The 19043-nt window shown below is 60.9% G+C and carries 15 protein-coding genes; 9 read left to right on the top strand and 6 right to left on the bottom strand.

Going from position 1 to position 19043, the window contains the following annotated elements:
- Positions 1-309 precede the first annotated feature (309 nt).
- On the bottom strand, positions 310-1119 hold the full coding sequence (gene tcdA, locus APH41_RS05255) for a tRNA cyclic N6-threonylcarbamoyladenosine(37) synthase TcdA (protein ID WP_371262607.1): 810 nt from the start codon (positions 1117-1119) through the stop codon (positions 310-312).
- A gap of 217 nt (positions 1120-1336) precedes the next feature.
- Here tcdA and APH41_RS05250 point away from each other — a divergent pair, with 217 nt between their 5' ends.
- The 4 genes from APH41_RS05250 (at position 1337) to APH41_RS05235 (ending at position 6545) form a co-directional block, all read left to right on the top strand.
- Entirely contained in the window at positions 1337-3928 is a 2592-nt protein-coding gene (locus APH41_RS05250; RefSeq protein ID WP_054917846.1) for a glycosyltransferase, read from the top strand.
- Between the two features lie 224 nt (positions 3929-4152).
- Entirely contained in the window at positions 4153-5304 is a 1152-nt protein-coding gene (gene dapE, locus APH41_RS05245) for a succinyl-diaminopimelate desuccinylase (RefSeq protein ID WP_054897128.1), read from the top strand.
- On the top strand, positions 5304-6113 hold the full coding sequence (locus APH41_RS05240; protein ID WP_054897127.1) for a putative RNA methyltransferase: 810 nt from the start codon (positions 5304-5306) through the stop codon (positions 6111-6113). Before dapE ends, APH41_RS05240 begins: the two co-directional genes overlap by 1 nt.
- Before the next feature lie 54 nt (positions 6114-6167).
- Positions 6168-6545 (top strand): hypothetical protein, encoded by a 378-nt coding sequence (locus APH41_RS05235; protein ID WP_034126820.1) that lies wholly within the window; start codon positions 6168-6170, stop codon positions 6543-6545.
- A gap of 119 nt (positions 6546-6664) precedes the next feature.
- Here APH41_RS05235 and APH41_RS05230 read toward each other — a convergent pair whose 3' ends face one another.
- Positions 6665-6874 (bottom strand): cold-shock protein, encoded by a 210-nt coding sequence (locus APH41_RS05230; RefSeq protein WP_034126819.1) that lies wholly within the window; start codon positions 6872-6874, stop codon positions 6665-6667.
- 180 nt (positions 6875-7054) lie between these two features.
- Here APH41_RS05230 and plsB point away from each other — a divergent pair, with 180 nt between their 5' ends.
- The 3 genes from plsB to APH41_RS05215 are packed head-to-tail and all read left to right on the top strand — an operon-like array spanning position 7055 to position 10744.
- Positions 7055-9574 (top strand): glycerol-3-phosphate 1-O-acyltransferase PlsB, encoded by a 2520-nt coding sequence (plsB, locus tag APH41_RS05225; protein WP_054917844.1) that lies wholly within the window; start codon positions 7055-7057, stop codon positions 9572-9574.
- Positions 9575-9625: 51 nt separating this feature from the next.
- Entirely contained in the window at positions 9626-10027 is a 402-nt protein-coding gene (locus APH41_RS05220) for a YbaY family lipoprotein (RefSeq protein ID WP_054917843.1), read from the top strand.
- A gap of 27 nt (positions 10028-10054) precedes the next feature.
- Positions 10055-10744: a DUF4197 domain-containing protein gene (locus APH41_RS05215; RefSeq protein ID WP_003189124.1), complete on the top strand. Its 690-nt coding sequence runs from the start codon at positions 10055-10057 to the stop codon at positions 10742-10744.
- Between the two features lie 569 nt (positions 10745-11313).
- Here the strand turns inward: APH41_RS05215 and APH41_RS05210 are convergent.
- Both APH41_RS05210 and APH41_RS05205 read right to left on the bottom strand, forming a co-directional pair.
- Positions 11314-14379 carry an efflux RND transporter permease subunit gene (locus APH41_RS05210; protein WP_054917840.1) on the bottom strand — a complete coding sequence of 1022 codons (3066 nt, stop codon included), beginning with the start codon at positions 14377-14379 and terminating at the stop codon, positions 11314-11316.
- A gap of 5 nt (positions 14380-14384) precedes the next feature.
- Positions 14385-15485 carry an efflux RND transporter periplasmic adaptor subunit gene (locus APH41_RS05205; RefSeq protein ID WP_054917837.1) on the bottom strand — a complete coding sequence of 367 codons (1101 nt, stop codon included), beginning with the start codon at positions 15483-15485 and terminating at the stop codon, positions 14385-14387.
- 93 nt (positions 15486-15578) lie between these two features.
- Between APH41_RS05205 and APH41_RS05200 the strand changes: the two genes are divergently transcribed.
- A complete protein-coding gene (locus APH41_RS05200; RefSeq protein WP_034126815.1) occupies positions 15579-16235 on the top strand; it encodes a TetR/AcrR family transcriptional regulator in 657 nt (218 codons plus the stop codon).
- Between the two features lie 603 nt (positions 16236-16838).
- Here the strand turns inward: APH41_RS05200 and APH41_RS05195 are convergent.
- Positions 16839-17621, bottom strand: a complete 783-nt coding sequence (locus tag APH41_RS05195) for a class I SAM-dependent methyltransferase (RefSeq protein WP_014717213.1) — start codon at positions 17619-17621, stop codon at positions 16839-16841.
- A 96-nt stretch (positions 17622-17717) separates the two neighbouring features.
- Between APH41_RS05195 and APH41_RS05190 the strand changes: the two genes are divergently transcribed.
- Positions 17718-18338 carry a hypothetical protein gene (locus tag APH41_RS05190; RefSeq protein ID WP_054917835.1) on the top strand — a complete coding sequence of 207 codons (621 nt, stop codon included), beginning with the start codon at positions 17718-17720 and terminating at the stop codon, positions 18336-18338.
- A gap of 3 nt (positions 18339-18341) precedes the next feature.
- Here the strand turns inward: APH41_RS05190 and APH41_RS05185 are convergent, their stop codons facing one another.
- Positions 18342-19028: an extensin family protein gene (locus APH41_RS05185; protein ID WP_054917832.1), complete on the bottom strand. Its 687-nt coding sequence runs from the start codon at positions 19026-19028 to the stop codon at positions 18342-18344.
- Positions 19029-19043: the final 15 nt, after the last annotated feature.

The raw sequence follows: 19043 nt of genomic DNA, 5'->3' as shown, positions 1-19043 counted from the left end.
AAAAGCGGAACCCTAAGTGGCCGCTACCGCAGGAATGGATATGTACACGGTCCAACTGTGTTGACTGTCAGGCCGTCTTCGCAGGCAAGCCAGCTCCCACATTGGATCGCGGGGCATCAGTTATATCTGTGTCGGCTGCCAGGCCGTCACGGGAGCAAGCTCCCTCGCCACAGATTTAGCGTCGTGCCGAAGTTGTGTAGATACCTATGCTGCGATAGCGGCGAATCAGTCAGTATTTTCAGTGGCTGACACACCGCTATCGCAGGCAAGCCAGCTCCCACAATCTGGATCTATGTTCGGCAATGAGATTTAGCTGGGTTTGATGCGCTCCGACGGCCTGCGCACTCCCGCCACAATCTTGTCCACCGCCTTGGTCGCCGCCACCATGCCGAACGTGGCCGTGACCATCATCACTGCGCCAAACCCTCCGGCGCAGTCCAGCTTCACGCCATCACCGACAAAACTCTTCTGCAAACAGATGCTGCCATCGGGCTTGGGATAGCGCAGTTGCTCGGTGGAAAACACGCAGGGCACGCTGTAATGGCGGGTCACCGTGCGCGAGAAGCCATAATCGCGGCGCAAGGTAGAGCGTACTTTCGACGCCAGCGGATCATTGAAGGTGCGGTTCAGGTCGCACACCTGGATCAGCGTGGGGTCAATCTGCCCGCCGGCACCGCCAGTAGTGATGATCTGGATCTTGCGACGCTTGCACCAGGCAATCAGCGCCGCCTTGGCGTTGACCGCGTCGATGCAGTCGATCACGCAGTCGATAGTCGGGGTGATGTACTCGGCCATGGTGTCGCGGGTGACGAAGTCTGCCACCGCGTGCACGGTGCACTCAGGATTAATACCGCGCAAACGCTCGGCCATCACTTCGACCTTGGGCTTGCCCACGGTGCTGTCCAAGGCATGCAACTGGCGGTTGCTGTTGCTGACGCAGACATCGTCCAGGTCAAACAGCGAAATCTCGCCCACCCCGCAGCGGGCAATCGCTTCCGCCGCCCAGGAACCCACGCCGCCGACGCCGACAATCGCCACATGGGCCGCTTTCAAGCGCTCCAGGCCCTCAAGCCCGTACAAGCGGGCGACGCCTGCAAACCGCGGATCTTCTGTACTCATCATCATTACCCCAAAAACCGGCGCGCATTATAGGGCTACGGAGCGGCAAGTTTTAAGCTACAAGTTACAAGTGAAGAACTTAGATGGAGTTTCGCAGACTAACGTCCGGCTTTTCTCTGTCTGCTGTACGCTCAGGGAAGCGCCAGTGTAGGATGCGCGCCGTTCGGCGCAGGCCGACACCTCTTTCGTTCCGCACCCTTTGGAACCCGACATAACCATGGCATCGCGTAAATTTGGACTCAACCTGGTGGTGGTGCTGGCAATTGCCGCGCTGTTCACCGGTTTCTGGGCGCTGATCAACCGCCCGGTCACCGCTCCCAACTGGCCCGATCAGATCTCCGGTTTTTCCTACTCGCCGTTCCAGCAAGGCCAGTACCCGCAGAAAGGCCAGTACCCTACCGACGAACAGATGCGTCAGGACCTTGCGATCATGAGCAAGCTGACGGACAACATCCGTACCTACTCGGTGGACGGCCCCCTGGGGGATATACCCAAGCTGGCCGAAGAGTTCGGCCTGCGCGTGACCCTGGGGATCTGGATCAGCCCGGACCTTGAGCGTAACGAGCGGGAGATCCAGCGAGCTATCGAGATCGCCAACACCTCGCGCAGCGTCGTGCGCGTAGTGGTGGGCAACGAAGCGTTGTTCCGTGAAGAAATCACCCCCGAAGCCCTGATCGTGCTGCTCGACCGCGTGCGCGCCGCCGTGAAAGTCCCGGTGACCACCTCCGAGCAATGGCACATCTGGGAAAAGAACCCGCAACTGGCCAAGCACGTCGACCTGATCGCCGCGCACATCCTGCCGTTCTGGGAATACATCCCAATGGACAAGGCCGGCCAGTACGTTCTCGACCGCGCCAAGGACCTGAAGAAAGCCTTCCCGAAAAAGCCACTGCTGCTATCGGAAGTGGGCTGGCCGAGCAACGGCCGTATGCGCGGTGGCAATGAGTCGTCGCCGGCCGACCAGGCGATTTACCTGCGTACGCTGGTCAACAAGCTCAACCGCCAGGGTTACAACTACTTTGTGATCGAGGCCTTCGACCAGCCGTGGAAGGTCAGCGACGAAGGGTCGGCGGGTGCGTATTGGGGTGTATTCAATGCCGCGCGCCAGCAGAAATTCAATTTTGACGGCCCGGTGGTGGCGATTCCGCAATGGCGGGTACTGGCCATCGGTTCGGTGGTGCTTGCGCTGCTGTCCCTGACCCTGTTGATGATCGACGGCTCGGCCCTGCGCCAGCGGGGCCGTACCTTCCTGACCTTCATTGCGTTCCTGTGCGGGTCGGTGCTGGTCTGGATCGGCTACGACTACAGCCAGCAATACAGCACCTGGTTCAGCGTGACGGTCGGGGTGTTGCTGGCACTCGGCGCCCTGGGCGTGTTCATTGTGTTGCTGACCGAAGCCCATGAGCTGGCAGAAGCGGTGTGGACCCACAAGCGCCGGCGTGAATTCCTGCCCGTGGAAGGCGACTCGGACTACCGCCCGAAAGTGTCGATCCACGTGCCGTGCTACAACGAGCCACCGGAAATGGTCAAGCAGACCCTCGATGCCCTGGCCGCCCTCGACTATCCGGACTACGAAGTCCTGATCATCGACAACAACACCAAGGACCCGGCGGTGTGGGAGCCGGTGCGCGACTACTGCGAAACCCTCGGCCCGCGGTTCAAGTTCTTCCACGTCGCGCCCCTGGCCGGTTTCAAGGGCGGCGCGCTGAACTACCTGATCCCGCACACCGCCAAGGATGCCGAAGTGATCGCAGTGATCGACTCGGACTACTGTGTATCGCCGAACTGGCTCAAGCACATGGTGCCGCACTTCGCCGACCCGAAAATCGCCGTGGTGCAGTCGCCCCAGGATTACCGCGACCAGAACGAAAGCACCTTCAAGAAGCTCTGCTACGCCGAATACAAGGGCTTCTTCCATATCGGCATGGTCACCCGTAACGACCGTGACGCGATCATCCAGCACGGCACCATGACCATGACCCGCCGCTCGGTGCTTGAAGAGCTGGGCTGGGCCGACTGGTGCATCTGTGAAGACGCCGAACTGGGCCTGCGTGTGTTCGAGAAGGGCTTGTCGGCAGCGTACTACCACGACAGCTACGGCAAGGGCTTGATGCCGGATACCTTTATCGACTTCAAGAAACAGCGTTTCCGCTGGGCCTATGGCGCGATCCAGATCATCAAGCGCCACACCGCCAGCCTGTTGCGCGGTAAAGACACCGAACTGACCCGTGGCCAGCGCTACCACTTCCTTGCGGGCTGGTTGCCGTGGGTGGCCGACGGCATGAACATCTTCTTTACCGTCGGCGCCCTGTTGTGGTCTGCGGCAATGATCATCGTGCCGACTCGGGTCGACCCGCCATTGCTGATTTTCGCGATCCCGCCGTTGGCGTTGTTTGCGTTCAAAGTCGGCAAGATCATCTTCCTCTATCGTCGTGCGGTAGGTGTGAACTTGAAAGATGCGTTCTGCGCGGCACTGGCCGGGTTGGCGCTGTCTCATACCATCGCCAAAGCGGTGTTGTACGGCTTCTTCACCAGCAGCATTCCGTTCTTTCGTACACCGAAAAACGCGGATAACCACGGCTTCTGGGTGGCGATTTCCGAAGCCCGCGAAGAAATGTTCATCATGCTGCTGCTATGGGGCGCGGCGCTGGGGATCTACCTGGTGCAAGGCCTGCCGAGCAATGACATTCGCTTCTGGGTGGTGATGTTGCTGGTACAGTCGCTGCCGTACGTGGCGGCGCTGATCATGGCGTTCTTGTCGTCGCTGCCCAAACCTTCGACGGCGCCTGAGGCTGCGCCGGCGGCGTAAAAAGTCACGCGATGCACTAAACGGCGGCCCTTGGCCGCCGTTTTGCTATAAGATAACGGCCCTTTTGCGTGCCTTACACCCATCACTGTAGGAGCGAGCTTGCTCGCGAAAATCGTTAACGATAACGCGGGCATCCTGAATGCACGCGGTGCCCTTGAGTTTTTCGCGAGCGAGCTCGCTCCTACAGTTAGAACGTCGCCGCCTCGATTTCCGGAGTTCCCCCCATGACGGCCCATGCCGACCTTTCGCCGACCCTTCAACTTGCCATCGACCTGATCCGTCGCCCGTCGGTCACGCCGATCGATGCCGATTGCCAGAAGCTGATGATGCAGCGCCTGGGCGACGCCGGTTTTGCGCTTGAACCGATGCGCATCGAAGATGTGGACAACTTCTGGGCCACCCACGGCAAGCACGAAGGCCCGGTGCTGTGTTTTGCCGGTCACACCGACGTGGTGCCGACCGGCCCGGTACAGGCCTGGCAGAACGACCCGTTCGACGCGTTGATTGATGACAACGGCATGCTCTGCGGCCGTGGGGCGGCGGACATGAAAGGCAGCCTGGCGGCGATGCTGGTGGCGGCGGAACGTTTCGTCAGCGACTACCCGGACCACAAGGGTTCGGTCGCCTTCCTGATCACCAGCGACGAAGAAGGCCCGGCGCACCACGGCACCAAGGCCGTGATCGAACGCCTGGCCGCACGTAAGGAGCGCCTGGACTGGTGCATCGTCGGCGAACCGTCGAGCACCAGCCTGGTGGGCGACGTGGTCAAGAACGGCCGCCGAGGCTCCCTTGGCGCCACCTTGACCGTGCGCGGTGTACAGGGCCATGTGGCTTATCCGCATCTGGCAAAGAACCCGATCCACCTGGCCGCACCGGCCCTGGCCGAACTCGCTGCCGAGCATTGGGATGACGGCAACGCGTTCTTCCCGCCAACCAGTTTCCAGATTTCCAACCTCAACTCCGGTACTGGCGCCACCAACGTGATCCCGGGTGACCTGACGGCGGTGTTCAACTTCCGTTTTTCCACCGAATCCACCGTCGAGGGCCTGCAACAACGCGTCGCGGCCATTCTCGACAAACATGGCCTGGACTGGCACGTGGAGTGGGCGCTGTCGGGCCTGCCGTTCCTCACCGAGCCAGGCGCTCTGTTGGATGCAGTGTCGGCCAGCATCCTGGCGATCACCGGGCGCGAGACCCAGGCGTCCACCAGCGGCGGTACCTCCGATGGGCGCTTTATTGCGACGTTGGGCACCCAGGTAGTCGAACTGGGCCCGGTGAACGCGACGATCCACCAGGTCAACGAACGCATCCTGGCCAGCGACCTCGACGTGCTGACCGAAATCTATTACCAGACCCTGATCAAGTTGCTCGCCTGATGCTTGCCTGCCCCATTTGCAGTGCACCGCTCAATACCGTGGACAATGGCGTGGCGTGCCCGGCCGGGCACCGCTTCGACCGCGCGCGCCAGGGTTATTTGAACCTGTTGCCGGTGCAGCACAAGAACAGCCGCGACCCAGGCGACAACCTGGCCATGGTCGAGGCGCGCCGCGACTTCCTCAACGCTGGCCACTATGCGCCAGTGGCCAAGCGCCTGGCCGAACTGGCCGCCGAGCGTGCACCGCAGCGCTGGGTCGACATTGGGTGTGGCGAGGGTTACTACACCGCGCAAATTGCCCAGGCCCTACCCCACGCCGACGGCTATGCCCTGGATATCTCCAAGGAAGCGGTCAAGCGCGCGTGCAAACGCAACCCGGCGCTGACCTGGTTGATCGCCAGCATGGCCCGCGTGCCATTGGCCGATGCCAGCTGCCAGTTCCTCGCCAGCGTGTTCAGCCCGTTGGACTGGCAAGAGGCCAAGCGCCTGCTCAGTCCCGGCGGTGGTTTGATGAAGGTCGGCCCGACCAGCGGCCACTTGATGGAACTGCGCGAGCGTCTTTACGACGAGGTACGCGAGTACACCGACGACAAACACCTGGCCCTGGTGCCGGACGGTATGAGCCTTGCTCACAGTGAAACCCTGGAATTCACCCTGAGCCTGGCCGAACCCCAGGACCGCGCCAACCTGCTGGCGATGACGCCCCACGGCTGGCGGGCCAGTGCCGAGCGCCGCCACGAGGTGATCGAGGCGGCCGAGCCGCTGCAGGTCACGGTGTCGATGCGTTACGATTATTTCGTGCTTCAATGACTGACATTCACCCATCCGCGAATGGATTTTCGAATCCCGCAACGAGGAACATCCATGCGCCAACCCGATATTGAGATTTACCTGAAGGACGCCGACGTCGATCACAAGGCCATCGCTGCCTGGCTGGGCGCCGCACTCGGCCCGTGTACCGACTGGGTCCAGAAAGGCCAGACCTACAAGTGCAAGGCCGGCAGCGTGCCGGTGACCTGGCTGCCCAAGGCGGTGGGCAAATGGAACAGCCTGTACCTGGAAAGCGACCAGACCCCATGGGACGACGACATTGCCTGCGCCCGCGCCGCGTTTGCCGCGCTGAACGTCGAAGTGCGTTGCGCGCCGGGCACCTGGGTTGAGGAAGAAGGTGAGGAAAGTGCCGACACCTGGATTCGCATCAGCGAAGACGGTGAAGAACAGATCACCTGGAAGACCGCCTGAAGATCGTTCCCACGCTCTGCGTGGGAAAGTAGCCTGGGACGCTCTGCGTCCCAAAGCGTGACGCGGAGCGTCACAAGAGGCGTTCCCACGCAGAGCGTGGGAACGATCAAACAACGTTGTTACAGGCCCACCACATCCTCCGCCTGCAAGCCCTTCTCGCCCGTCACCACGGCGTACTCCACCTGCTGGCCCTCGGCCAACGAACGGTGGCCCTCACCGCGAATAGCGCGATAATGCACAAACACATCCTTGCCATCCTCACGCTGGATAAAGCCGTAGCCCTTTGCATCGTTGAACCACTTCACATTCCCGGTTTCGCGCGTTGACATCTGTTCACTCCCACTGGTTTTTTATTGTTGAGTCGCTCGCATTGAACTGCCGAGTATAAGACAGGCTCAAAAACCATCAACTCAACTTTACATCGCTGCTTTTTTGCCGATTTTCGGCGAATACGGCACACTACCCGCCCGAGCGCCTGCTCGGTTTTTTCCACTTGAAGCAGCTCGCCTATGACCCGCTCCCCGTTCCGCCGTCTGGTGTTCGGCACCTTGCGCCGACTGTTGTACCTCTGGGTTCGCTCGGAGACGATCAACCAGTCGTCCCTAACCCTCAACCTGGACCGCAGCCGGCCGGTTTTCTACGTCCTGCAATCACCCTCCCTCACCGAGTTGGCGGTGGTCGATGCCGAGTGCACCAAGGCTGGCCTGCCACGTCCGGTGCTGCCGGTGTCGGTGGGGCCGTTGATGGAGCCTGCGGCGTTCTTCTACCTCACGCCAGACCCGGATTGGCTCGGCCGCCAGGACAAGCGCGGTGCACCGCCGACCCTGACGCGCCTGGTCAACACCCTCACCGAACACGCCGAAGAGAATGCACAAATCATTCCGGTCAGTGTGTTCTGGGGCCAATCCCCCGAAAGCGAGTCCAGCCCGTGGAAGCTGTTGTTCGCCGACAGCTGGGCGGTCACCGGGCGTCTACGCCGGTTGTTGAGCATCCTGATCCTGGGGCGCAAGACCCGCGTGCAATTCTCCGCGCCTATCAACCTGCGTGAATTGATCGAGCACAATAAAGGCCACGAACGCACCGTACGCATGGCCCAGCGCATCCTGCGTGTGCACTTCCGTAACCTGAAGACGGCAGTGATCGGCCCCGACCTGTCCCACCGGCGTAATCTGGTCAAGGGCCTGGTCAATATGCCGCTGGTACGCCAAGCCATTGCGGATGAAGCCGAACGCGAAAAGATCGCCCCGGAAAAAGCCAAGGCCCTGGCCCTGCGCTATGGCAACGAGATTGCCTCGGATTACACCTACACCGCGATCCGCTTCCTGGAAGTGGTATTGAGCTGGTTCTGGAACAAGATCTACGACGGTATCAAGGTCAATAACATCGAGGGCGTGCAAAAGGTGGCCCAAGGCTACGAGGTGATCTACGTGCCTTGCCACCGCAGCCACATCGACTATCTGCTGCTGTCCTACCTGCTGTTCAAGAACGGCCTGACCCCGCCGCACATCGCCGCCGGCATCAACCTCAACATGCCGGTGATCGGCAGCCTGCTGCGCCGTGGCGGTGCGTTTTTCATGCGCCGCACCTTCAAGGGCAACCCTTTGTACACCTCGGTGTTCAACGAATACCTGCACACCCTGTTTACCAAGGGTTTCCCGGTGGAATACTTCGTCGAAGGCGGGCGCTCGCGCACCGGGCGCATGCTGCAACCGAAAACCGGCATGCTGGCGATCACCTTGCGCAGCTTCCTGCGTTCCTCGCGCATGCCCATCGTGTTCGTGCCGGTGTATATCGGCTATGAGCGCGTGCTCGAAGGCCGCACTTACCTGGGCGAACTGCGTGGCGCGAGCAAGAAGAAAGAGTCGATCTTCGATATTTTCAAAGTGGTCGGCGCGCTCAAGCAGCGCTTCGGCCAAGTGGCGGTCAACTTCGGTGAGCCGATCAAGCTGGCGGAGTTCCTCGACGCCGAGCAACCGGACTGGCGCGCCCAGGAACTGGGGCCGAACTACAAACCGGCGTGGCTCAACGAGACCACCAATCGCCTCGGCGAACAGGTGGCGCGCCACTTGAACGAAGCCGCTGCGGTGAACCCGGTGAACCTGGTCGCGCTGGCGCTACTGTCCACCACTCGCCTGGCGCTGGATGAACAGGCCATGGCCCGCCAACTGGACCTGTACCTGGCGTTGTTGCGTCGTGTGCCCTACTCGCCCCATACCACTCTGCCGGATGGCGATGGCCTGGCGCTGATCAAGCACGTCAAGGACATGAACCTGTTGTCCGAACAGAGCGACGCCCTGGGCAAAATCGTTTATCTGGATGAGCAGAATGCCGTCCTGATGACCTACTACCGCAACAATGTGCTGCACATCTTCGCCCTGCCAGCGTTGCTGGCGAGCTTCTTCCAGAGCAGTTCGCGCATGACCCGCGAACAGATCCTGCGCTACACCCACGCGCTCTACCCGTACCTGCAATCGGAGCTGTTTATCCGTTGGTCGCTGGAGGATCTGGACAGCGTGGTCGACCAGTGGCTGGACGCGTTTGTCGAACAAGGCCTGCTGCGTTTCGAAAACGCCGTATACCTGCGCCCGGCGCCGAGTTCGCGGCACTTTGTGCTGCTGACGCTGCTGTCCAAGAGCATCGCCCAGACCCTGCAACGTTTCTACATGGCGATCTCGTTACTGCTCAACAGCGGCCAGAACAGCATCAGCGCCGAAGAGCTGGAAGACCTGTGCACGATCATGGCCCAGCGCCTGTCGATCCTGCACGGCCTCAATGCCCCGGAATTCTTCGACAAGAGTCTTTTCCGACATTTTATCCAGACGTTGCTGGAGCAAGATGTGCTGCGCCGCGATGAAGCCGGCAAGCTGGGCTATCACGACCTGCTCGGCGAACTGGCCGAAGGCGCCGCCAAACGCGTACTGCCGGCGGATATTCGCCTGTCGATCCGCCAGGTTGCCTTGCACCGCGTGGACGGCGCAGCCGAGGCTGCGGCCGAACCGGTTGCCGTCAACCCTGAAGCAAAGCGCTAGACTGAATGAGGCGCCGGGCGGATTCCGGCGCCGTTGAAAAGGAGCCGCACCTTGAAAAAACTCATCCTCCTGGGCCTGACCGCCCTGCTCGGAGCCTGCCACTCGATGACCCCAACCCCGAAGGCCAGCCTCGACGGCGAAGTGTTCTACCTTCAACGCATCGCCCTGCCGCCAGCCGCCACCTTGAGTGTCAGCCTGCAGGACGTGTCCCTGATGGACGCCCCGGCCGTGACCCTCGCCGAACAGAAAGGCCCGGTCAAAGGCCAGGTGCCGCTGCCGTTTCACCTGAGCTATGACCCGGCCCAGGTTAAGCCAGGCCACACATACTCGGTCAGCGCTCGCATCGAGCTGGACGGCAAGCTACTGTTTATCACCACCGAGCGGTACACGGTGCAGCTCAACGGCCAGGACCCACAACCGCTGCGCCTGCGCGTGGATGCAGCCGCACACTGATCATTCCCACTTCGTAAGGAAGCGCCCATGCTCCGCAAATCTCTTCGCCTCACCGCCCTGTGTGCTGGCTTGCTATTCGGCGCCAACGCCATGGCTCTGGATCTCGGCAGCCTGTCCCAGGGTGACGCCAGCGGCGGCCTCAAGGATGCCTTGACTCAAGGTGCACAGATTGCTGTGAAACAACTCGGGACGCCCGGTGGTTTCAGTAACAACCCGGACGTGAAGATCGGCCTGCCGGGCAAACTCGGCAAAGTCGCCGACAAGTTGAAAATGTTCGGCATGGGTGACCAGGTCACGCAGCTGGAAACCAGCATGAACAAGGCCGCAGAAACCGCCGTGACCCAGGCCCAGCCGATCCTGGTCAACGCTGTGAAGAACATGAGCGTGACCGACGCCAAGGGTATTCTCAGCGGTGGCCAGGACTCCGCCACCCAGTACCTGAACAAAAGCAGCCGTGAAGAGATTCGCGCCAAGTTCCTGCCTATCGTCAAGGCCGCCACCGACAAAGTCGGCGTGGCCCAGCAGTACAACGCCCTGGCCGGCAAGGCCGCGGCCTTTGGCGCGGTGGATGCCAAGAGCGCCAACGTTGAGAACTACGTGACCGAGCAGGCCCTGGATGGGTTGTTCAAGATGATTGCGCAGCAGGAAGAAACGATTCGCAAGAATCCAGCGGCTGCGGCTACCAGCTTGGCCAAGAAGGTGTTTGGCGCGCTGTAAAACCTGCCGATCTGCCCTGCCCCCCGCACAAGCGCCTCGTATTCTCGAGGCGTTTGCGCAAAAAAGAGCCTCAAAGTCAGTATTTTATGGCCGCCTTCATGACAATCGTCAGCTCAACGATTTTTATGTAGCAACACTTCGCAGGGGGCTCGGGATTGCACTCTTCAGGAGGTTTGGGTTTGCATTCCTCAGGAGGTTTGGGTCTGAAACTCTCAAGCGGCTTGGGTTTGCAATACCCAGGACGCTTGGTCTTACAACGCTCCGGAGGGCTGGGTTTACACTTTTCAGGAGGTTTTGGCCTGCTGGGCGGACGCAGAAAAGCCTTCAAACTAGCTATACACATGGCGAACTCCTTAAATTCATTCCAATCACTACTGTTTCTGCCGACGAGCAAGAGCAGTAGGTACCTGCCAACCAGGTAACATTGAGTGGCAATCAATAAGGAAAGGTTCCTAGCCCCGTGTAGTGAGCTTCCTATCTCTCACATAGGAAAATTGCTCATTCTGCCGCATGCCAACGGTGAGGGGGCGCGTACGCTCTACGCCCCGACAACCGAGATGACAGCCTGATTATCCAGCGTCCTTTTTGACGCGAAACCACGCGGCATAAAGCGCCGGAAGAAAGAGCAAGGTCAATGCCGTAGCCACGATCAACCCTCCCATGATCGCAACGGCCATCGGCCCGAAGAACACACTGCGCGACAGCGGAATCATCGCCAGCACCGCCGCCAGTGCCGTCAGAACAATCGGGCGAAAGCGTCGAACCGTAGCTTCGATAATTGCCTGCCAAGGTGTCAGGCCGGCCTTGATGTCTTGCTCGATCTGGTCCACCAAAATCACCGAGTTCCGCATGATCATTCCCGACAACGCGATGGTGCCAAGCATGGCGACGAAGCCGAAGGGTTGGTGGAATACCAGCAGGAACAGGGTCACGCCGATCAGCCCCAACGGTGCGGTGAGAAAGACCATCGCCGTACGCGAAAAGCTGCGCAGTTGCAGCATCAGCAAGGTCAGCACCACCACGATAAACAGCGGTACGCCGGCCTTCACCGAGTTTTGCCCACGCGCTGAATCTTCAACCGTGCCGCCCACTTCCAGCAGGTAGCCGTCCGGCAGTTCGGCACGTACATCCGCGAGCGTCGGCAAGATCTGCTGCACGAGGGTCGCCGGCTGTTCCTTGCCATAGATATCGGCCCGCACAGTCACCGTGGGCAAGCGGTTGCGATGCCAGATGATGCCCTCTTCGAAGCCATATTCGAGGGTGGCAATTTGCGACAGCGCCACGCTTTTACCATTGTCGGTGGGCACGGCAAGGCTCGGCAGGCGCGACAGTTCGCTACGCTCATGCACCGTGCCGCGCAGGAGGATCTCGATCAATTCGTTGTCCTCACGGTACTGGCTGACGCTGGAGCCGGTCAGGGAACTCTGCAGGAATTTCGCCAGGTTGGCAGTGCTCACGCCGAGGGCGCGGGCACGGTCCTGGTCGATATTCAGGTACACGATTTTGCTTGGCTCTTCCCAGTCCAAGTGCACATTGACCACATGGGTATTTTCGCGAACCTTCGCCGCCACTTTGCGCGCCAGCGCGCGCACCTCTTCGATGTGCTCGCCGGTCACGCGAAACTGCACCGGGTAGCCTACGGGTGGGCCGTTCTCCAGCCGTGTGACACGCGAACGCAGGTCGGGAAATTGCTCGTTGAGGGTTTCGATCAGCCAGGTGCGCAGGCTTTCTCGCTCCTCGATGGTGTTAGCCAACACCACAAACTGGGCGAAGCTGGCAGCGGGCAATTGCTGGTCCAGTGGCAGGTAAAACCGCGGCGAACCGGTGCCCGCGTAGGCGACATAGTTGTTGATGCCGGCATGCTCCTTGAGCAACGCCTCCAGGCGTTTGACCTGTTCGGCGGTGTTGCTGAGCGAAGCGCCCTCGGCCAGTTTCAGGTCGACCATCAACTCCAGGCGACCGGAAGCCGGGAAGAACTGTTGCGGCACGAAGCGGAACAGTGCAACCGAGCCGATAAACAGCAGCAAGGTCAGCACGATCACGGTTTTACGCCGTTGCACGCACCACTCCACCAGACGTCTTACACGCTGATGGAAGGGTGTGCCGTAAGGGTCCGGGCCGTCGGTACCGTGTTTGGCGGCGTGAATCTTCGCCAGGTCGGGCAGGAGTTTTTCCCCCAGGTACGGCACAAACACCACGGCTGCCACCCAAGAGGCCAGCAGTGCGATGGTCACCACCTGGAAGATCGAGCGGGTGTATTCCCCGGTGCTCGATTGCGCGGTGGCAATTGGCAAGAAGCCCGCCGCCGTGATCAGGGTGCCGGTGAGCATAGGGAACGCGGTGCTGGTCCAGGCGAAACTCGCAGCCTTGAGCCGGTCGTAGCCCTGCTCCATTTTGATCGCCATCATTTCCACGGCGATGATCGCGTCATCTACCAACAAGCCCAGGGCCAGGACCAAGGCGCCAAGGGAAATCTTGTGCAGGCCGATGCCCAGGTAATACATGCTGGCAAAGGTCATCGCCAGTACCAGCGGAATCGTCAGGGCAACGACCATGCCGGTGCGCACGCCGAGGGAGAAAAAGCTCACCAGCAAAACAATCGCCAACGCTTCAGCCAATACCTGGACAAACTCGCCGACGCTGGTCTTTACCGCTGCTGGTTGGTCCGACACTTTGCGCAGCTCCATCCCTGCCGGAAGGTTCTTTTGCAGGCGTGCGAATTGCGTTTCAAGGGCCTTGCCCAATACGAGGATGTCGCCACCGTCGCGCATGGCCACGGCCAGGCCGATGGCATCTGCGCCCATGTAGCGCATGCGCGGTGCCGGTGGGTCGTTGAAACCTCGATGGATGTCAGCCACGTCACCGATGCGGAAAGTGCGATCCCCCACGCGTATCGGAAAGTTGCGGATCTCTTCCACCGTCTTGAAGTTGCCAGAAACGCGCAATTGCACGCGCTCGGTAGGGGTTTCAAAGAAGCCGGCGGTGGACACCGCATTTTGTTCCTGCAACGCCTGCTGTACCGCAGCCAAAGGCAAGCCGAGGGTAGCGAGCTTGAGGTTGGACAGCTCGATCCAGATCTTCTCGTCCTGCAAGCCGAGCAACTCGACCTTGCCCACATCCGGGACACGTTGCAGCTGGATCTGGATGCGATCGGCGTAGTCCTTGAGCACGGCATAGTCGAATCCGTCGCCGGTCAGGGCGTAGATATTGCCGAACGTGGTGCCGAACTCATCGTTGAAAAACGGCCCTTGGATATCCGGCGGCAAGGTGTGGCGGATGTCGCTGATTTTCTTGCGCACCTGATACCACAGCTCGGGAATCTGCGCCGAACGCATCGAATCACGGGCAATAAAGGTGACCTGGGATTCACCGGGGCGGGAGAACGACACGATGCGTTCGTACTCACCGGTCTCCATGAGTTTTTTCTCGATTCGCTCGGTGACCTGGCGCGATACCTCCTGGGCCGTGGCCCCGGGCCAGTTGGTCTTGATCACCATGGCCTTGAAGGTAAAGGGCGGGTCTTCGCTTTGCCCCAGCTTGGTGTAGGACAAGGTGCCAACCACGGCCAGCAGGATCATCAGGAACAGTACGATCTGGCGATTACGCAACGCCCACTCGGAAAGATTGAAACCCATGGGGACTACTCCTTGGCCGCCAGATTAACCACACGGTTGGAGCGATCCACCGGGCGCACTAATTGGCCCTCATGGAGTACATGCACGCCTGCGGCAACCACCCAATCGGTGGCGGCCAATCCTTCCAGTATCGGTACCGTGTTCTCGCCAAAGGCACCAATGCGCACGGGAGTGCGTTCAAGGGTGTTGTCCGGTTGTACGCGCCAGACGTAGGACGCGCCGTTTTCGGCACTCAGGGCAGACAAGGGTACCGACAGCGCAATGACACCGTCGGCCTGGATGAAAACCCGCGCACTTTGGCCCAGTTCGGCGGGCACTTTGCCGCCGGTGAAGGCCACACGCGCCGCGAAAGTGCGGGATTTGGGGTCAGCCGCGGGAGACAGCTCACGAATGCGCCCGGCAAAACGTTGCTCTGGCTGGCTCCATAACTCCACCGACACTGGCTGGCCGACCTTGAAGCGGCCAAAGCCCTGTTCAGGCAGGCTGATCAACACTTCACGCTCGCCATCGGTGGCCAGGGTGAACACGGTCTGGCCAGCGGAAACCACTTGCCCCACTTCGACCGCACGCTTGGCGACCACCCCGTCCTGAGGCGCACGCAGCACGGCGTAGCCGGCCTGGTTGCTCGACACATCGAACTCGGCCTTGATCTGCTTGAGGCGTGCTTCACCGGCTCGGTAGAGGTTTTCGGAATTGTCGTACTGCGACCGACTGACCATCTGCCGGTCCATCAAGGTCTTGTAGCGATCTCGTTCCGCACGCACCAGGCTGAGATTGGCCTCTGCAGCGGCTACTTGAGCGCGGGTCGCTTCCAGTTGCAGGCGCACGTCCTGGGGGTCGAGTTCGGCCAGCGGCTGGTTGGCCTTGACCCGCTCGCCCTCCTCCACCAGGCGCTTGCTGACTTTACCGCCGATGCGAAAGGCCAGGTCCGGCTCATAACGGGCACGCACCTCACCGGGGTAGCTGTCCATCGCCTGTGCCGAAGGCTGCGGTTGCACCACCATGGCCGGACGTACGGTGGTCTGGGCCGCTTCTTCATGGCCGCACGCGGCCAACAGGAAGACCAGGCTGACAGGCAAAGCAAGGGGCAGGAAAGCGCTGCGCATGCTGAAGGACCTTTCGCAAATAGAGCTTGGAATAATTATACTGGCCGGTATGTTATTAATACCAAACTCACCAGTCCAGTATTAAAGGTGAAAATGTCCGACAATCCTCTGAACACCGCAAGCCCCGGGCGTCCCAAGGACATGGCAAAACGCCAGGCAATCCTCGAATCGGCGAAATCGCTGTTCCTGGACAAGGGTTATGCGAACACCAGCATGGACGCCGTTGCCCTGGCGGCCGGCGTATCGAAGCTCACGGTCTACAGTCACTTCACCGACAAGGAGACGCTGTTCACCGCTGCGGTGGTGGCCAAATGTGAAGAGCAGTTGCCGGTGATGTACTTCGAGCTTCCTGAAGGCATGCCCGTCGAGACGGTGTTGCTCAACATCGCACGCGGCTTTCATCGGCTGATCAACAGCGAGGAGTCGGTAAACCTGCATCGCCTGATGATGACCACCGGCAATCAGGACGTGAAACTCTCCCAGATCTTCTTCAACGCCGGCCCCATGCGCATGCTGCAAGGCATGGAGCGCCTGCTCGGCAAGATTCACCAGGGCGGCGCCCTGAGCATCGACACACCGTTCAAAGCCGCGGAGCACTTTTTTTGCTTGCTCAAGGGCACGGCGAACTTTCGTTTGTTGTACGGGTGTGGCGGGCAATTGAGTGCGCAAGAGGCCGAGGAGCATGTGCAGGACGTGGTGAAGTTGTTTATGCGGGCCTATCGCAGCACGGGGCTCGACAGCACTGCATAGGCGGTAGCAACCGACGGTAACCACGATGCGAAGCGAGTCGCTCTTGATCTGCTCTTGATCTGCTCTTGATCTGCTTTTGATTTTGATCTTAAGCGCCCCGTCAAACCACGCTGGCCGGAATTCGACAGGGATTTGGGGGGTAAACCGGCAGGGATGCCGGTTTAGCCGCCCCGCGCCATGGATGGCGCGTGGCGGCGGCCCCCCAAATCACTGGCGGATTACGGGCACACCGAGCCTAAGCGAGGTGCCGAGTGGTGGGGCAAGAGCCCTTTGGTTACTTTGGGCTGGGCCGGCATTCCGGCTTTTCCAAAGTGACCCGCCGTCAGGGCGGAACCCTAAGTAGCCGTTACCGCAGCAATGGATATGTACACAATCCAACTGTGTTGACTGCCAGGCAGCCTTCGCGAGCAAGCCCGCTTGTTTGGATAGCGCGGCGTCAGGTAGATAGGTGTCGGCTTTCAGGCCGTCATCGCAGGCAAGCCCACATTGGGATTGCGGCGCGCCAGAGAGATAGGCATCGGCTGTCAGGCCGTCTTCGCAGGCAAGCCAGCTCCCACAGTTGGATCTCGCCGCACCTGGGAGATAAGTGCTGCTGTTTGCAGCTTACGGCTTGAGCGCTTTCTTGGGATAAATGTCGTAGCGGCTGGACTTGCCATCCAGCGCATGGCTTGGCTTCGGCCCCTCAATACAGGGTGCCTTGCGCGGCCGCTTGACCACCACCCGATGGCTGGCCAAAGCCAGAGCGGCCGCAAGCAACGCCGGTGCATCCGGGTCATCGCCCACCAACGGCCGGAACAGGCGCATTTCCTTCTTCACCAGGGCAGTTTTCTCACGGTGCGGAAACATTGGGTCCAGGTAGATCACCTGAGGCGGCTCGCCCTGCCAATTGAGCATCACGTCGATGGAGTTGCCCTTGAGCAGCTTCATGCGCGCCACAATCGGCGCCACGTCAAAATCTTCGGCAGCGCGTGCCAGGCCATCTTCGAGCAAGGCGCCGATCAACGGCTGGCGCTCGATCAGGCTCATCTCACACCCGAGGCTGGCCAGCACGAACGCGTCCTTGCCCAAGCCAGCCGTGGCATCCAGCACTCGCGGGCGCACGCCCTGGGCGATGCCCACCGCCTTGGCGATCATCTGCCCGCTGCCACCACCATACAATCGCCGATGCGCCGCGCCGCCTTCGACAAAGTCGACCCGCACCGGCCCTGGCGCATCAGGCCCAAGCTGTTGCAACTGCAAACCGTGCTCCCCCACTTGCAGGGAAAAATCCGCATCGGCCACCTGCAGAGGCAACCCCAGCAGCGAAGCCCACTGTTCAGCGCGGGCCTGGAAGCTGTCAGCCAAGGCTTGGACCTGGATGCGGCTGGCCGCTGGTTGTTCGTTCATCAATCGCCACGCTCAAAAAAATTAAGGATCGGCAAACAACAGCCGATAAAAATTACAGTCAGGTATTTTGCCAGAGCTGAGCGTCGACCGAGAAAAATGTCAGACATTCTTCCCCTTTCCATCGGTGTACTGCCGACCCACAACCATTACGGCCTGCGCAATACCCAAGCGCTGGCCGGGGTGAGTCATGTGTGGCAGGACTTCTTTGCCCGCGCGTTGGCCGAGCAGCTCGGTGAAACGCCGGACGCGCTCGCCGCCAAGACGTCTGCCCCGGCAGACCCGGCGGTTGAACCCCGCGAAGGCGCCGACCTGCTGGCGCAGATCCTCACCCAGCGTGAGTGCGATGTGAAAGACACCGAGATCGCCCCGCCGGAACCGCTCTTCCTGCCAATTGCCGAGTTCGAAACCGAGCTGCTGCCACCGGCCGCGACGCCGTTCCCGGAAGAAGAAATAGTCGCCCAGCAACGCCAGCAAGCGTTTGAGAGCGAGTGGGTGCGCCCCATCGTGCTGAACGCCGGCCAACCGCTACCCGAGCCAGGCCCGGCGCCACAACCACGCCCCCTGCACCTGCCAATTGCCGAATTCGAGCTGGACCTGCTGCCACCGGCCGCCACGCCGTACCCCGAAGAAGAACTGCTGGCGCAGCAAAAGGCCCTGGATTTCGATTACTACTGGGCACGCCCGCTGGTGACCCACAACCTGCGCCTGGCCGCCTGAACCCTAGCGACACACCCACCAACGCCCCATGTCCAGATGGAAATGGTTGCGATGGGCGGCGTTGTAGTCCGGGCTCAACACCACGTTGAAATCATCACAGGCGCCATCGCGTACCAAACGCAGGAAACGCGCGCTGTCGCCCTGACCTGGCCAATCCTTGAGCACGCTGATGCTGCGCCCATCGGCCAGGCGAAAACCGGCGATATCCAGGGCATTGGCCGAGGCATGCTGGCTGAGCCTCCCGTCGGCGCGATTGTAGATGTTACGGCAGGCAAAACTGCCCAAATGCTCGACGCGGCTCACCGCCTGGCCAAATACCGCTTGAGCCGCCGGCTGCAGGCTGTGGCGCTCGAACAAGGCGAACGCCACCGCCAGCGGGCAACTGGCGAGAAAGCTGCTGCTCAAGGCCACGTCAGCGCCCTGCACACGCAGAATATTACGCAAGGGGCATGCCGCATCCGCCGATGTATCGGCCTGGCGGCTCACGCGCAGACCAGAGGTGTTCAACACCTGGTCACACAGCGCTGGATCATCCTGCAAACGACTGAGCTTGTAGCGCGTCAACAGGTTGGGGCTCGCTCGCACATCCAAGGGCGCCCAGGGGTTCCATTCAGGCGGCACCCAACCCCGCCAGACAGCCAGCGCAAAGGCGCCCACCAGCACCAGCAACACACTCAATGTCTTGACCATACCCACGGCTCAACC

The sequence above is a fragment of the Pseudomonas sp. NBRC 111138 genome, from assembly GCF_001320835.1.
In the GTDB taxonomy this organism is placed as follows: Bacteria; Pseudomonadota; Gammaproteobacteria; order Pseudomonadales; family Pseudomonadaceae; genus Aquipseudomonas; species Aquipseudomonas paracarnis.
The sequence above is the reverse complement of the archived record's forward strand: the minus strand, read 5'-3'. Positions and strand labels throughout refer to the sequence as shown.

Coding starts and splice junctions, on each gene's coding strand:
- tcdA (WP_371262607.1), bottom strand. CDS start 1,119: ATGAGTACAGAAGATCCGCGGTTTGCAGGCGTCGCCCGCTTGTACGGG.
- APH41_RS05250 (WP_054917846.1), top strand. CDS start 1,337: ATGGCATCGCGTAAATTTGGACTCAACCTGGTGGTGGTGCTGGCAATT.
- dapE (WP_054897128.1), top strand. CDS start 4,153: ATGACGGCCCATGCCGACCTTTCGCCGACCCTTCAACTTGCCATCGAC.
- APH41_RS05240 (WP_054897127.1), top strand. CDS start 5,304: ATGCTTGCCTGCCCCATTTGCAGTGCACCGCTCAATACCGTGGACAAT.
- APH41_RS05235 (WP_034126820.1), top strand. CDS start 6,168: ATGCGCCAACCCGATATTGAGATTTACCTGAAGGACGCCGACGTCGAT.
- APH41_RS05230 (WP_034126819.1), bottom strand. CDS start 6,874: ATGTCAACGCGCGAAACCGGGAATGTGAAGTGGTTCAACGATGCAAAG.
- plsB (WP_054917844.1), top strand. CDS start 7,055: ATGACCCGCTCCCCGTTCCGCCGTCTGGTGTTCGGCACCTTGCGCCGA.
- APH41_RS05215 (WP_003189124.1), top strand. CDS start 10,055: ATGCTCCGCAAATCTCTTCGCCTCACCGCCCTGTGTGCTGGCTTGCTA.
- APH41_RS05210 (WP_054917840.1), bottom strand. CDS start 14,379: ATGGGTTTCAATCTTTCCGAGTGGGCGTTGCGTAATCGCCAGATCGTA.
- APH41_RS05205 (WP_054917837.1), bottom strand. CDS start 15,485: ATGCGCAGCGCTTTCCTGCCCCTTGCTTTGCCTGTCAGCCTGGTCTTC.
- APH41_RS05200 (WP_034126815.1), top strand. CDS start 15,579: ATGTCCGACAATCCTCTGAACACCGCAAGCCCCGGGCGTCCCAAGGAC.
- APH41_RS05195 (WP_014717213.1), bottom strand. CDS start 17,621: ATGAACGAACAACCAGCGGCCAGCCGCATCCAGGTCCAAGCCTTGGCT.
- APH41_RS05190 (WP_054917835.1), top strand. CDS start 17,718: ATGTCAGACATTCTTCCCCTTTCCATCGGTGTACTGCCGACCCACAAC.
- APH41_RS05185 (WP_054917832.1), bottom strand. CDS start 19,028: ATGGTCAAGACATTGAGTGTGTTGCTGGTGCTGGTGGGCGCCTTTGCG.